7 protein-coding genes are annotated in these 14,289 nt (G+C 59.6%); 3 read left to right on the top strand and 4 right to left on the bottom strand.

Annotation, left to right across the window (positions count from 1 at the left end; translation table 11 throughout):
* Nucleotides 1–2 precede the first annotated feature (2 nt).
* A complete protein-coding gene (locus tag AC1DEK_RS11810; protein WP_478125423.1) occupies nt 3–1,979 on the bottom strand; it encodes a hypothetical protein in 1,977 nt (658 codons plus the stop codon).
* 14 nt (nt 1,980–1,993) lie between these two features.
* Entirely contained in the window at nt 1,994–2,692 is a 699-nt protein-coding gene (locus AC1DEK_RS11805; protein WP_478125422.1) for a hypothetical protein, read from the bottom strand.
* A 2,974-nt stretch (nt 2,693–5,666) separates the two neighbouring features.
* Here AC1DEK_RS11805 and AC1DEK_RS11800 point away from each other — a divergent pair.
* The 3 genes from AC1DEK_RS11800 (at nt 5,667) to AC1DEK_RS11790 (ending at nt 8,107) form a co-directional block, all read left to right on the top strand.
* Entirely contained in the window at nt 5,667–6,500 is an 834-nt protein-coding gene (locus tag AC1DEK_RS11800) for a DNA adenine methylase (RefSeq protein WP_478125421.1), read from the top strand.
* Between the two features lie 176 nt (nt 6,501–6,676).
* Complete coding sequence (locus AC1DEK_RS11795; protein ID WP_478125420.1) at nt 6,677–7,336, top strand: HAD domain-containing protein; 660 nt, start codon at nt 6,677–6,679, stop codon at nt 7,334–7,336.
* Nucleotides 7,337–7,489: 153 nt separating this feature from the next.
* Nucleotides 7,490–8,107: a hypothetical protein gene (locus AC1DEK_RS11790; RefSeq protein ID WP_478125419.1), complete on the top strand. Its 618-nt coding sequence runs from the start codon at nt 7,490–7,492 to the stop codon at nt 8,105–8,107.
* Nucleotides 8,108–9,709: 1,602 nt separating this feature from the next.
* Here the strand turns inward: AC1DEK_RS11790 and AC1DEK_RS11785 are convergent.
* A complete protein-coding gene (locus AC1DEK_RS11785; protein WP_478125418.1) occupies nt 9,710–12,157 on the bottom strand; it encodes an ATP-binding protein in 2,448 nt (815 codons plus the stop codon).
* Nucleotides 12,051–14,288, bottom strand: coding sequence for an ATP-binding protein (locus AC1DEK_RS11780; RefSeq protein ID WP_478125417.1), 2,238 nt, complete (start codon nt 14,286–14,288; stop codon nt 12,051–12,053). Before AC1DEK_RS11780 ends, AC1DEK_RS11785 begins: the two co-directional genes overlap by 107 nt.
* Nucleotide 14,289 lies beyond the last annotated feature (1 nt).

Raw genomic sequence — 14,289 nt, 5'->3', positions numbered from 1 at the left:
ATTCAGAGAATAAAAGTTTCCAACGGCAGGATATTTTTAATATCCACAGGCGATTCCTCGCGTGCCACGAGTAGTCCAGGGCTAATTGATTGCGATGGAAGCAGCAACTGATTGGAGGAAATACCCATGAACTTAGCCCCTCTTTGCTGCGAAATTCGCTTTCTTGAATTCTGCATTTCGTTATGCCAAAAATCGCTGAGCGCGAGGCGCGATTGCATGAGAGCCTCTGCCCCATGGACAGCCTGGGAGCGTTTGAAGGTACGGATGGCCACGTGCTGCACCCACGACAGATCCTTGGTGTATTCGGGCTGCATGCTAGGTGCTATCACCCAAGCATCGTTCATCGGGTCCTTCACGTAAACAAAAGACAAATCGTCGGGACTCCATTTCACAAGCGTTTTGAATTTCGCTCCGGCGCGGCGCCGTAGATCACGCAGTTCAGAGCCTGCATAATTAAGCCCATAGAGCTCCACGCCGTGGTGGGCAATCGTCAATTCCTTGCTCATTGCCGCGATCAAGTTGAGGCGCTCAACGTCTAACGGAAATGCAGGGGGCGGCAAGAAATCCATGCCGTCCTTGAACACATCAAAGGGCTTTTCTAGACGCCGATTATTGAGCTCGAATGGATGAATCTCAACCACGAACTTGAGAAGACCAATCACGAAAGCCGAAAAGGTGATGCAGTTTTGTTTGGCTGCATCCGTGTACGTCACCTTCGGTGTTGGCTTTGCTATGCGGCCCTGCGTCAAAGTCAAATAGTCAAGCTCCGCAAAGAAACGTTCGACCCGCGGTTTTACCCAGGGCATTCGCGTGCGGCAGTACTTAATGTCTACACCGAGTTCCCATGCAACCAGGCGTAGCTGGCGCGAGTGAAATTCCAAGCCATTGTCAAATACAAGCATTTCTGGAATTCCAAACCCAAGCCACGGTTTCGAAAGGCCTGCCATTGCGGCCCAGTCATCCTTGGGCATGACTCCGTTCTTAATGACGTTTATCGCTGAAGTTAGGCCGGGTCCATAAAAGCTGACGTAAACGCCGACTATGTAGCCACTGTTTGAGTCGACCAGCACCGTCAGTGTTGGCCGACCCAATGGCAGCCACGTTCTGTCGCAGACGACGACGAAATTTAATGGCGTATGGTCACACTCCAGGCGCTGGAGGACGCGCGATGCACGATTTCCTTCGACCGTTGTGCGGTACTTCGCTCGGGCATATAGGGGCCCATACCGTGCTCGGTCGCGGTCATAGGGGTCGAACTCCTGCACCCGCCTGTGAATCGTTGCCAAGCTAACGCGAGCGTCACGTGCGGCCAGTTTCCCTTGGGCCACAAGGCTCTTGAGTTCCCTATGGATCAACTCATACGTATGCCGCAAAGTGTGGTGGAACGTCGTGAGGTAGACGGAGCGGATCTTTTTGTCCACGACCTCATTGACCTTGTCAGGAAGTCTCTTCTGCCGCCTTCTACAGCGATTACCGGACAGCAGCGCTGCTGGATTGCAAACCGACTTTTCGTAGACGCGCATCCACGTCATTACCGCCGCCGCGCTAGGCAAATTCTCTTTGGAACAATCGCCTGTCTTCTGGCGTGCTTCCTCTCGGCTCTTTGCGACTTTTGGAATTTCGTTTTCTATCCGAAATCGCTGACCTTTGGTGATATTTTTACGACGCATCCATAGGATGTAATCCATTGCGCGCTCAATTTGATTTCGATCCTTCTCCTTAAGTGACGCAAGGTCAATCAATATTACCGGCTGATTTTCTTGGTTTTCCGGATTAGAAGAATGCGGCGTATTCCCAAGTATCACCGTTAACCGCCCAGAGCCAATATCTGCAACAAGACGGCTTAACTTGAAATTTTGGACCATCCGGGTCCGCTTGTCCTCAAATTGGTATGTGTCCTTGTCGATTTGACGCAGATACTCCAAAGTTTGGCAACCACGCCGAAGGACCAAACCTTCTTCCAATACGAAGATGGACATGACCGCTCCTGCTCTTAATTTCCGCCATCGTTCCACGGCGAGCAGCCAAACCACTCTCCGAAGCTTTTCGAGCAATTACGGGGCAGCTTCGGCGCCAGGAAAACCGAGTCGTCATCGCTCATGTGGAGGTACCTGTCCAGCGAAATGACACGGCGGCACACGAGGTGGAGCACGTCCCATCTGGAAACACCGCACTTCTCCATCACTAGTCCGAATGCGAGCCCTTCAGGCCCCGCGATGGATAGCAGTTCCTCTACCGAGCTGCGTTTCTCGGGAGGGACCGTATGCATCCCGTACTTGCGGGCAATCTCCGCCCGCTCTGCTCTTCCTTCTGCATTGCTCTGCCCGTCATGGACGACGTAAAACTCGTAGCCTTTTGCACGAAGTTGGAATGCGACGTCGTTGAAGAGGCTGCGGTTCTCCTTCACGCGATTCCCCATCTTGACTTCTATAAAGGCTCCAGTTCGGTCCAGGAATTTCTGAGCAAAATCGGGCGTGTACTTGCGTGAACCGACCGTTAGCGTGCATGGCTGATGCACCAACGTGAGCAGCCACGGGCAAAGGAGCGCAGAGATGACGTAATTTCGTTCGTTGTCGCTTTCGTGTTCAACCGGGTGAGGCTGCGCCCAAGGCGCATTGACGAGACCCACAGTACGTGTGGGCGAGCGAGAGACGACCTCGCGGGCGCCGTCAAAAGGGATGTGTCCATGCATCGTTGCTCCTCAGGTTGATTTCCTGGAAAGCAGACGCAAGCGCCCCTTGACGCTATTGGCAGCACTGACGATACTGTCATGAGGGTCCCACAACCTCAGACGGCCCCGTCAGGGCGGTCGGCAGCGCCGGTTCTCGAAAGGGAGCTGGCGTTTGCTTTATCTATTTCAGCATCTGTGATTTAGGTAGTTGGGAGAAGATTAGAGTTCTTCTTTCTTTCAAGCAAATACCTCAACTGCCTAGAGTGAAACTGAATGTTTGAAGATTGCAGGCCCCATCTGCGCTAACGTCAATTCGCATTGCCGCTCGTGCCTCACGGACCGGAGGTACGTCTTCCAAACGGTTGCGTCAATCTGTTCGTCGCTCAAACTAATGCCTGTTCGCTTGCAGAAACGTCTGCGAGCGAACTCGGGGACATCTGCCATCCGGACAAATGCCGTTTGACCTGCGCGCGCGCGGATCGGTATCGAGCACAAGGCGGTCGGGAGCGCAGCGCACGCCTGCCGCCCCATCGTCGAGTTCACGGCCCAGACAACCGCACTTGCAGCGGTGTGTCTGATCATAGGCCCTGGCGAGCTAGCCTTCTCGACCAAGCTTTCATCCGTCACGATGCGGCACAAAAGATGTCGATCAGAGTATTCAATTTGGAGCAAAGTAGTCGCGAATACAGCTTGGGGATCCCGGCTTAAAGTGAGCGCCACCGTTGCCTCTTCGGGCAACTCCGAATTAAGCGGTTCGCTCAGGCCCCTCTGATTTAATAGCCGCTGCACAAGTACAACGGGCGATTCGACGTAGTGGGGATAGCTCTGGATCGCCGATACGCAGGAACCAGTAGCCAAGTCGAATAGTCGGACTGTGTCTACAAGCGACGGCCGCGATGACACTATTTCGCCTGTAAATCGGTTTACAGCCGAGCTTCCAATACTCACTTCAATCCGAATAAAACGATCCATTTGCGCACCTCACTGGACGAAAGATTGCGCCAGGTCGATTAAACGTGTCGATTAGCACATGCACTCTCTGGTGTGCGTCACACGCGAGGGACCATAGGATATGGAGCGAATTTAGTCTTAAGACGCATCGCTGATTTAAAGCAATTGACGCAGGAACGAGTTTGGTCGTCAAAGACGATGCGGCCAACTGGAAGTTGGCCGCATCAATAAATCACTTTAAGCCTCAGGCCGGTCAGCCAATCCCTGCAGACGGGTGCAGCGAAGCCGCTCTGCTTGAAGGGCAGCGTAAAGTTCAGCGACCAGCAATTGATGGTCTCGGCTTGCGCTCGATAGAGGTCTGGCCAGAGCTGCCCCAAGAGGACTGCGTTCGAGCTGCGCAAGCGTCGCAGACACGGCATCCTCCCCTCCCAAGAGGGCTTCGAGCTCGCTTAAACCGATCGCTCCGCTAGCGAGCAATACCTGGCTGGGTGGCCACTTTAAGTACACCGCAATGCTCTCGAGTGTCGGACGTTCACACCGGGCAAGGAGTTTAGGCGTTGCCCGCAAGCGATACCAGTGCGCGGGGTGCACTCCTATCGCGACAGCCAAATCCCGAACTGTGTGGCGCCGCCGAATCGCTTCGGACTCCAACGCTGCAACAAGCAATTGAGCGCTATACGGGCCCCTTCGCCCGCCCGCGCTGCTTTCACCGGCCGCCCTCAGCGCGGGCGGTCGAGAAGAAAAAGGTTCATTCATGTTGGCCTGACAAATACAGAGAGGGCCTCTGCGATCTGTCTAGCGATGCCGCCTAAGGCGGCCACGGGTTTCTGGCGACGGAGCCGAAGTTCGCTTAGCACGCAGCGTCCAGCAGTGCGCGCTGTGCTGAGCACGGCCCCTCATCGAGGAGCTTCACCCGAGTTCGCCTCTTCCAGGTCAAGGTGCAATCGGGCCAGCAGTTCGAGGTCCATCCACTCCCGCCCCGTCGCTCATGCCGCGCTACTGAACCGTGCGGAGAGGAGCCTTCGAATGCGCCGGGCGGGTGGGGGATGACGTGAACTTTTGAGCATGTCATCAGCATAGGGACGCGAAAGCGTCTACATGCGAGAAGAACTCCTATGACCCCTGCATGCCAGGAGACGTCTGCCTGCACGCGATGCGACATCACATGAGTCGCGGTTTAAAGTCAAGTAAAGCGCAGCCTTGCACTGCCCAGTCCGCGAATCTTTAAATCTATCGCAAGTTCGCCCCGTTTGCCCATACCGGTTAACGTAACGCCTGCTCGCTCGCCTGAATCAGAGTTCTCTCGTCAGCACCTGGGTTTAAGGTTCGCGTGCCGAAGCAGAGAAGCTCACTCGCATTGCCTTTCCTTCTGATCTTGAGCTCAAGGACACCGCTTCCTTGCTGGACTTACGCGACTTAAAGTGAGTGCCGTCGGCAACGCGGTCGCCACGGTCATACGCTCCGAAAGAAGACAGAGCTGGCGCTCGTTCATCGAAATTGCCTGCGTCCCGATGGCACTGAGGCGTGTGCCGATCCCATTCAGAAAAGCACCTCCAGATGTGGAGGACGGCGATAGCGTCCACCGCCTTCGACTAGTGATCGAGGCCGCGACGCTGAACGCCTAGGTCGGTGCATGAGCCGGCTCGGACCAGGTCTGCGCGGCCGCTGCTACGAGCCCCTTGTCCGCTGAATCGTTCGTCTCAGCGAACGTGGTCTTGACCAGATTGGCCAAACCCGCGCAACGGCAATCTAGCGTCCTCCGCATGACGCAACAGCGGCGAAACATGCCCTGAAGAATCCCGACAAGTGTGAGCGCGGCGACTGCAAGCGACCTGCCAATGTGGGCACATCGAGATGCGGGTATTACAAACTGACAAGGGCTTGCTGCGCCATTCGCGATATCTCGCCCGTCCGCTTCCCGTCCTCAGTCGGTTCGCCCGTCCCTTGATGGCGTGCAGTTTGTTCGCGAGACACACATTCGCCTCCCATCTTCGCAATTCCCCAGCCGCGTCGGGAAGGATAAACAACATCCGCTAGACGGCGGATGCACAAGCATCCAACCACCAGCACCCGTCCGTTCCTCAAGTGGGCCGGCGGCAAGCAGCGATTGCTCAAGTCTCTCCTTCCCCTTCTTCCGGCGGGCGCGCGTCTCATCGAGCCGTTCGTCGGTGCGGGCTCTGTCTTTCTGGCGTCCGACTACCCTGCGTACATCCTCAATGACGCCAATGCCGACCTCGTCGCGGTTTGGACGGCGCTGAAGCGGAGCCCCTGCGACTATGTGCGGGACGCTGCCGCGTACTTTTGCGAGACCAACCACAACCAGAGTAGCTATCTGGCTTTGCGCGAAACGTTCAACGCTTCGTCGGACCCGCATTTCCGCGCAACCTTGCTGCCGTATCTGAACCGTTTTGGATTCAACGGGTTGTACCGAGTGAACCGGGCCGGCGCATTCAACGTCCCCTACGGCAAGCCAGCCCAGCTACCTGTTTTCCCGATGGATGCCGCGCTGCAGGCCGCCAACCGTTTGCAGCGCGCGGCGGTCCAAGCGGGGGATTTTCAAGCTGCAATCGACCTCGCTGTGGCGGGGGACATCGTCTACTGCGACCCGCCCTATCACCGGTCAGCCCGCGGTGCCTCGTTTGCGGCGTATACGAGCGACGGATTCGGTGACGCGGATCACCTCCGCCTTGTCGACAGCGCCAGGGCCGCGGCGGCTCGAGGTGCGCGCGTCTTCATCTCGAACCACGACACCCCCGTCACCCGGGCTCTCTACAAGGACTTCAGAATTCACGAACTGCGTGTCAACAGGAGCATCGCATCGACGAAAGCCGGGCGGGGCACCTGCGGTGAGCTCCTCGCGGTACTCGAACGAAGCTGAGCGCGCCGTTCGGGCACACCCGGGCTTTCAAGTGATGTTTCTCCTTCGGGGCACTGGTTGCTCGCATGCCATGCATCAGGTAGCGTGCTTTCACTGCGTTTTTTTGAGCGGCGCGCATCTATGCTGGGGTGCATGCCGATAGCGCGTGGCAAGCCTCCAGACCTCGCATCTGCGAAATGGCGTGCCTTGAGAAGTTTGAGACCATGTCTCGGGGGACTCTGTACGGATGCCACTTTGCGGTGGCGCCGCTGGGCCCAGGAGCGCCCGTACTGAAGACAGAAGACAGTATGGGGTCGATGATCACGACAGCCAGTGCCCAAGACACAACGGAAAGGTGCGGGCCGGTTGTGTACCTTGACTTTGACGGTGTACTGCACAACGAAGAAGTGCTGTGGAGCCCAAAGCGAGGACCCTACCTGAAGACGCCGGCGAGCTACCGGCTTTTCCAGCATGTCGGATTGCTTGAATCGCTGCTGATGCCTTATCCCGACGTTCGCATCATCCTGAGTACCTCCTGGGTCTTGCGATATGGCTGTTTGCGAACCGCGCGCAGGCTTCCCATTGGATTGCGGGAGCGGGTTGTGGGCGCAACATTTCACAGCGCCATGGATTCGATCGACTTCCAGTCTCTGCCCCGCGGGTTGCAGGTTTGGGCGGACGTGCTTCGGCGCCAACCTCGGGACTGGCTCGCTCTGGATGACGACTACATGAATTGGCCAGCGTGGTGCAGAGACCAGTACGTCCGCACCGATCCTCTCGAAGGAATCAGTCACCCGAGCGTGCTGGGCGCCGTCCGGGAAGGACTGCGTCGGATCGCGGGGCCGGGCATACCTTAGGCCACTTCGCACTTCCATGGGCATGTCTCGCCGCAGCGAATAAACCGCGGGCATACACGTTAACGCGTGTCCCTTTGCGGACAACCCACCTGCATACCAACACCGGAGTGAATGCGAATGTTTCGAAAATGCGAACCCACCCTGAAGATGACCTTGCAGCAGGCTGCCGAAGGACAACCTGACTTTCTTCCCATTGTCCAGAGTCTTCGGGAGACCACCGATCGGCCAGGGGTCCTGGGCGGCGCTGTGGCGGGCGTCGTAAAGGCCAGGTACTTGCCCAAGATGAGCGCTGGCGAGCCGACTGTGGTCCTGATTTGTTTGCCCGAGCGAGTTCGCGACTCCTTGCCTGCCTTGCTCGAGGAAGACGCGGATATCGTGAACCTGACGTCTTTCGATTTGACGACATCGACCACCTGCCTGGTTCTCAAGGGGGGCGGCAAGTCCTTGGAGCTTGCAACGTATCCGATGGACGAATCTCTACGCAAACGAAGTGGAGCAATCGTTCTCGTCGTGGCTGTCGTGTGTGGAGAAGACGTCTGGGTACGGCGTCTCCACGCGGAGGATCCCGACCTATTGCTCGCTCGTGACCAAGCGTCAGGAATCGGGGCCGGCTACAACTTCGAGCCTTACCGTTGGTGGAGTGAAGAAGAACTGCAGCGTGCCGTAGTCGAGGCGCCGGCCGCTCAAAAGGCTTGGGAAGAAGAAGGATCCGCCTACCGACCGAAGTTCTGGGTCCATGCGCCGCTGGACGCCGCTACCGCCGGCACGTAAGAACGCCGAGGCCTAAGACTGGCTGCCAGCATCTGGTGCGATATGGCCGAATCTGTACGGCGCCCTCGCCGAACCGAAATGTCGCGAGGGCGCTCTTGCTGATTGGACTTGAGGTATGAGCAAGTGGGAAGTTGGACCAGTCGACGCTTTACCGACCAAAACGCTCGATGCTTGGCGAGTCTGTATCGTTCCCGCTGATGGACTAGACCGCCCCAGGACGGGCCACTTGTGGGGGTTTGTGCGCGAGACTTGCCGCGGCCGCGTCAGCACCGCGATTGCAAGGCTTGATCCGGTCAGTCGGCGTGTGTTGACTCGCTCAGGCCGCGTCTACCGGTTGGCCGGAGACTCCGGAGTCAATACTGACGCCCTGTACGTCTGGGGAGCATGGAAGCAAGCGAGAGGCATCCAGGTCGAAGATGAATTTGATGCTACTGACGAGGTCGAGACTGTTCTGTCTCGTCCTAGATAGATGACTGCCAAGCATCGACGCTTTGAAGAGGCGCGCTCGCACCGTCGCAACGGCTCTTAGGAACGGTTTGGGCTGAAAATCGTCTACTCTGGGTCGACCTTGGTCTGGGTCGACTGTGTCGAGGTGGCGCGCACAATATGGCCAAAGGAGAATTCGATGACCAGTATCGTTGGGCGCGCCATTTGTAGAGAGATGTCCCCGCGCGCCCAGCGGGTGCTCCGGAACATGGTCGAATCGGCAACCACGCCGTCCAAGTCATACAAGGTAAGAGCTGCCAGCGGAGGCTTCGTTATCTATCGGCCCGACCTACAGACCCGTCAGGGCATCTTCTCTCCGCGCCCGCCCATACTGAAGGCGGACGTATGAATCACTTATCTCGCAAGGTGAAGTGCCTGCTCCTCCGGCGTGGCCGGTAAGCCGTTAACGCGATTCGATTTCTTGATCTTGGGCCTGGGTTCCGGCGAAGCCCACCCGTGTTCTACGCCGTCGCCAAGTGAGCCGCTGCTGGTCGCTAGTCTTCGCGTCACTTTTCTATAGAAGCCCGCGCTGGAACTTGCCGTATCTTTTAATCCACTTGCCCTTGTCTGGGTGCCTTTGGTGGTCGTTGGTATTGACCTTCGGCGCTATCGCCCGGAATAGCCAACGACTTCTATTGGAGAGGTTGGTGAACAGGCAGTCCCGGCCATGAGCAACCGGTCGCGAGTCCACCCGCTACGACTGATCCACACTGGCTGCTGTCGGTCGAATTTTTCCGGCGAACGACGGAGATCGCCGATACCTGACGTCCGCGCCTTTCTTTGCGACTGACTGGTCTAGTCTGGAACTTGACTTCGGGATGCTCGTCCGCGGATCGGCGGGCGACTGGACGGCGAAAGTGACCGGAGCGGGTGAAGCAACCTGGCCGCGTCACATCGAATGGCTGCTTGCATCAGCGCCGGAATGGTGGTTCGGGCCCTAAGCGGTCACTGGGCTCGCTTCGAAGCAGTCATCTGCTGCGTGGTCATACCGGCTGTTTAATACCCCAGAAGCCGCTCGTCGATGCCGTCCGGAGGCATTCGCGTAAGGTGGGTTGATCCGGTGCAGCCGCGCAATCACCAGTGCCATCGACGACAACTCCGAGGCGCTCTCTGCGCCTACCTGCGCGAGGCCGCTGAGACTGTTTCCAACACGTCCTGCGGCGCGACAGGCTTCACCAGATGCCGGTCGAAGCCGACCTCGCGGGCGCGCGCCTTGTCCGCATCCTGCCCGTAGCCGGTGAGTGCGACAAGTTGGCAGTCGGTGCCGCAGATCGCGCGAATGCGCGCGCCCAGCTCGTAGCCATCCATGACTGGCAGTCCGATGTCGAGCAGGGCGACTTCGGGCAGCACCGCGCCGACGACCTCCAGTGCCGACACCGGGTCGTGGCACACGGTGACTTGGTACCCGTGCGCGCGCAGTAGTTGAGCGGTCGTGGAGGCGGCGTCGACGTTGTCGTCCACCAGCAAGATGCGCTGGCCGCGACCCACCGCGGCCGGCGCGTCGTCTGGGATGGTTGGTGCGCACGCCTCGGCCTCGGGAATAGCAAGCGGCAGATGCACCACGAATTCGCTGCCGCGACCGAGCCCTTCGCTTTGCACGTCAACGCTTCCGCCATGAAGACCGACCAGGCTGTGCACCAGCGCGAGGCCGATGCCCAGTCCGCCCTCGGCACGGTCGATGCCGCGCGGGCCCTGGTAGAAGAGCTCAAAGATGCGCGGCTGAATCTCGCGCGGAATGCCTCGGCCGTTGTCGCGAACGCTGATCGCGAAGCGCGCCTCGTCCACCGCCTTGCACGAGAGTTCGATGCAGCCGCCGGGTTCCGTGTAGCGAGCCGCGTTTATCAGCAGGTTGGCGACCACCTGCGCGATGCGAACGGGATCGCACACGCAACGCAGGTCGGGTTGCACGTCAACGCGCAGTTCGTGATTGCGCTGCTCCAGCAGCTCGCTCGCCTGTTCGACCGCCTTAGCGAGCAGCGCCTTTACATCGCTGGGCGTGCGCTTGAGCTCGATATTGCCGCGTGTGATACGCGAGATGTCGAGAAGGTCGTCCACGAGGCGCACCAAATGTTCGACTTGCCGCTGGATGATGCCCTGCTCACGCGCGGTGCCCGTGTCGCCGCGCATGCGCATCAGCTGCAAGGCCATCACGATCGGGGAGAGGGGATTGCGCAGCTCGTGGCCAAGCATGGCAAGGAATTCGTCCTTAGCACGGCTTGCCTCTCGCAGTTCTTCCAGCAGCTGCTCCCGCTCCGAAGCTGCGGCGAGTTGAGCCGCCTCACGCGCGATGCGCTCGGAGGCATCGCGGGTGAAGCAGCGCGTGTAGCGCAGCTCGCCGTCCTCGAAGTACCCGTTCGAGCAGATCAGGACCGTCTTTGTACTGCCGTCCCCGCAACGCATCTCGCCCGGTTCGTCGCGCAGCACCTCGCCGGCCCTGAGCCGGCGCAGAATTTGGTCGATCCGGGCAGGGTCGACATAGAACTCGGCGATGTTGTGGCCCACGTACTCCTCCCAGCGGTAGCCCAGCATCTCGAGCTCGGCCCGGTTGGCATAGAGGATTGCGCCGTCGCCGGCCACCTTGTGGATGCCTTCGCTCGCGTTGTTCAGGAAATCGGCGAGCTCGCGCTCTCGCTCGCGCAGCGTCTCCTCGGCGCGCTGACGCCTGCCTAGCTCGACGCGCAGCGCGCGCGTCTGCTGCTGCAGCTCGAGGAAGGTCATCGCCGCGGAGCCGGGCGGAGCCGCCGCTTCGTCGAGCGTATTGAGCACGCGCGAATGGGCCGCGCAGACATGTTGAAAGGCGCGAGCCTTCTCCGACGAGGAAAAGAGCTGCCAAGGATATGCGCAGAACAGCGCGAAGGCATAGCGCCGCGCCGCCTGGTTCCAGATCTGCTCTAGCTGCAGCGCGCCTTCGTAGTTGCCTTGCTCGCACAGCAGCGCCACCATTTCACCGAATGCGTGCAGCGGCTTGCCTGACCGTCCATTGCGCAACACCGGCCCCAGTGCCTCTTCGAACAACGCGGCGTCCGGCCGTCCATCGACCATGAAGCGCTCCAGGGTCTCTGCTGCATCGAGCATCACGAGCCGACCGGCAAATCCGCCGGTGATGTCGCAGGCTCCCTTGCCGAAGGCGCTCAGCCGCTGCGCAAAACAGGCGCGGTGCGCGGATGTCCCAATAGCCACGGCCATGCCCCCGGCGCGCAGAGCGGAGTCGAGGTGCTCGCAGACCTCATCGATCAACCAGTCGTCCCGGTCATAGAACCGGACTTCGTGGTCTTTGGGGAGGGACTCGGCGGTATTGGACATGTGTAAAGGCCGGGCTGGATCCGGAGTATGGACCACTCGACAGAAGACGGCAGAACCTACCGCGGCTTTACTCCGCCAGGATGCTTCGCCATAAATGACGTACCTTTTGGGGACCGAAGGGCGCGACGAACCGGGTGGCTGCTGGCGATCATTGCTATTTGTCGAGCACGTCACGTACCTTCGCGGCCAATTCGTCAAACGAAAACGGCTTCGTGATGAGCTGAACGCCCCGATCGAGGCGCCCATGGTGAACGATGGCATTGCGCGCATAACCGGTGGTGAAAAGCGCCTTGATGCCCGGCCACAAGGCTCGCGCGCGCGCCACCACCTCGGAACCGGTCATGCCTCCGGGGAGAACGACATCCGTGAACACGAGGTCAACGCTGCGCTTCTGCAGTACCCCGAGGGCCGCTGGGCCGTCCAGGGATTCGATCACCTGGTAGCCGAGCTCTCGCAATGCGTTGACTGTATACAGGCGCACGTCAGGATCGTCCTCGACCACCAGAATCGTCTCGCCCAATGCTTCGGGGGCCAACGCAGGCTCGGTCAACTCTTCCTGCGCCGTGTCGCCATGGCTGCGCGGCAAATACAGCCTGACAGTAGTGCCATGCCCCACTTCCGAATAGAGCTGCACATGACCGCCGGACTGCTTCACGAAGCCGTAGACCTGGCTCAGTCCCAAGCCCGTCCCCTTGCCTTCCGCCTTGGTCGTGAAGAAGGGCTCGAACACGCGGGTCATCGTTTGCGGGTCCATGCCGACGCCCGTGTCAGTGACGCTGATGACGACGTACTGACCGGGTATAACCTCAGCGTGCCGTGCAGCATAGGCTTCGTCGAGATGGCCATTGGACGTCTCGATCGTGAGCTTGCCCCCGGAGGGCATTGCATCCCGGGCGTTAACCGCCAGGTTCAACAGCGTGCTTTCCAGTTCGTTCGGGTCGACCTCGGTCGTCCAGAGCCCACCCGCTGCGACTGTTTCGAGTTGGACCGTTTCTCCGATCGCACGCCGCAACAGTTCCGAGATGCCCTGCACGACCAAATTCGCGTTCAAAGGCTTGGGATCGAGTGGCTGGCGTCGCGCAAATGCTAGCAGTCGCTGCGTGAGCGCTCCTGCTCGCCGGGCCCCGGACATAGCCTGGGCAGCAGCGCGGCGCAGGCGCGCCATTTCCTCGGGCAAGCTGCGCGACAGAATCTCGAGGTTGCCCACGATCACCTGAAGGAGGTTGTTGAAGTCGTGTGCGATGCCGCCGGTCAGCTGGCCTACCGCTTCCATCTTTTGGGCCTGGCGCAGGGCCTCCGTGCTCTGGACGAGATCTTCGGTACGCCGCCTGACCTGCTCCTCCAGGTCCAGGTTGAGTTCTCGCAATGCAGCTTCGATTCGACGGCGCTCGGCGATCTCTCGCTGCGTTTCCTCGAAAAGCCTAACGTTGTCGATTGCGACGGCCGCCTCGCCGGCGAGGCCGCTCAGATTGCGCTCTGAATCTTCCGTAAACACACCGCACTCGGAGTGGCCGAAGAAGAGACCGCCAATGACTGACCCGTTGCGTGAGATGACTGGCACCGCGAGGTAGCTGCACACTGGAAGGTGCCCCTTGGGCATTCCCCAGTGAGGCTCATTGTGTCCATACCGAGGATCGCGCGTGATGTCATCCGAGCGTACGATGCCGCTGCCTTCGAACGTCGGTGCGAAAACTTCGGTGTTCCGTGGCATGGGAAACTTTGAAAACGCCTCCTTTGGAACGCCGGAGATGCCGTAAAGCATGTAGCTCTCGCCGGCCGCATCCACCACGTTATAGAAGAACGCGCCGAACTGGGCGCCGGTCAGTGCCACGCCCGCGTCGGTGACGGTCTGAACGAGGGCGTCAAGGTCCGTTTCACGGGCGAGGGTCGCGCCAGCCTGGTTGAGGATTTCGAGCGCCCGCGTGCGCTCCCGCAGGGCCGATTCGACTTGACGGTGCGCTGTCCGATCTCTCAGGACCTTGACGAAGCCGCCACTGGGGTCCGTTCGATTCAAGGGCTTGGTCTCCCCTATCCCCCAGAAGCGCTCGCCGTTTTTGCGCAGACGCCAGCCCTCGGCGCCACCGGCGCCTTGTTCCACAGCAAGAGCGATCTCCGAGCGAAGCAATTGCTCACCGCCTTCCTCGATAGGGAATATTCGAGCGAGCGGCTGGCCCAGCATTTCCGCCTCGGTCCAACCGAGGATCTGGTGCGCGCCTTCGCTCCAGCCGGTGACGATGCCGTCGGCATCGATGGAGATGATGGCCGTCTCCGTCGCCCCATTGAGCACCCGGCGATAGCGGTCAATGACCGTTTGGCTCCATCGTGCATCGTCAGACCTTTCAGACGCGCTGTGAGTCGAGAGCGGAATCTGAACGCGGGGTTCGGGTGCCATG

Source organism: Variovorax sp. 10N420, from assembly GCF_056394705.1.
The sequence above is the reverse complement of the archived record's forward strand: the minus strand, read 5'-3'. Positions and strand labels throughout refer to the sequence as shown.

Excerpts from the sequence above, each read along its gene's own strand:
- AC1DEK_RS11810 (WP_478125423.1), bottom strand. The coding sequence starts at position 1,979 with ATGTCCATCTTCGTATTGGAAGAAGGTTTGGTCCTTCGGCGTGGTTGC.
- AC1DEK_RS11805 (WP_478125422.1), bottom strand. The coding sequence starts at position 2,692 with ATGCATGGACACATCCCTTTTGACGGCGCCCGCGAGGTCGTCTCTCGC.
- AC1DEK_RS11800 (WP_478125421.1), top strand. The coding sequence starts at position 5,667 with ATGCACAAGCATCCAACCACCAGCACCCGTCCGTTCCTCAAGTGGGCC.
- AC1DEK_RS11795 (WP_478125420.1), top strand. The coding sequence starts at position 6,677 with ATGGCGTGCCTTGAGAAGTTTGAGACCATGTCTCGGGGGACTCTGTAC.
- AC1DEK_RS11785 (WP_478125418.1), bottom strand. The coding sequence starts at position 12,157 with ATGCCATCGTTCACCATGGGCGCCTCGATCGGGGCGTTCAGCTCATCA.
- AC1DEK_RS11780 (WP_478125417.1), bottom strand. The coding sequence starts at position 14,288 with ATGGCACCCGAACCCCGCGTTCAGATTCCGCTCTCGACTCACAGCGCG.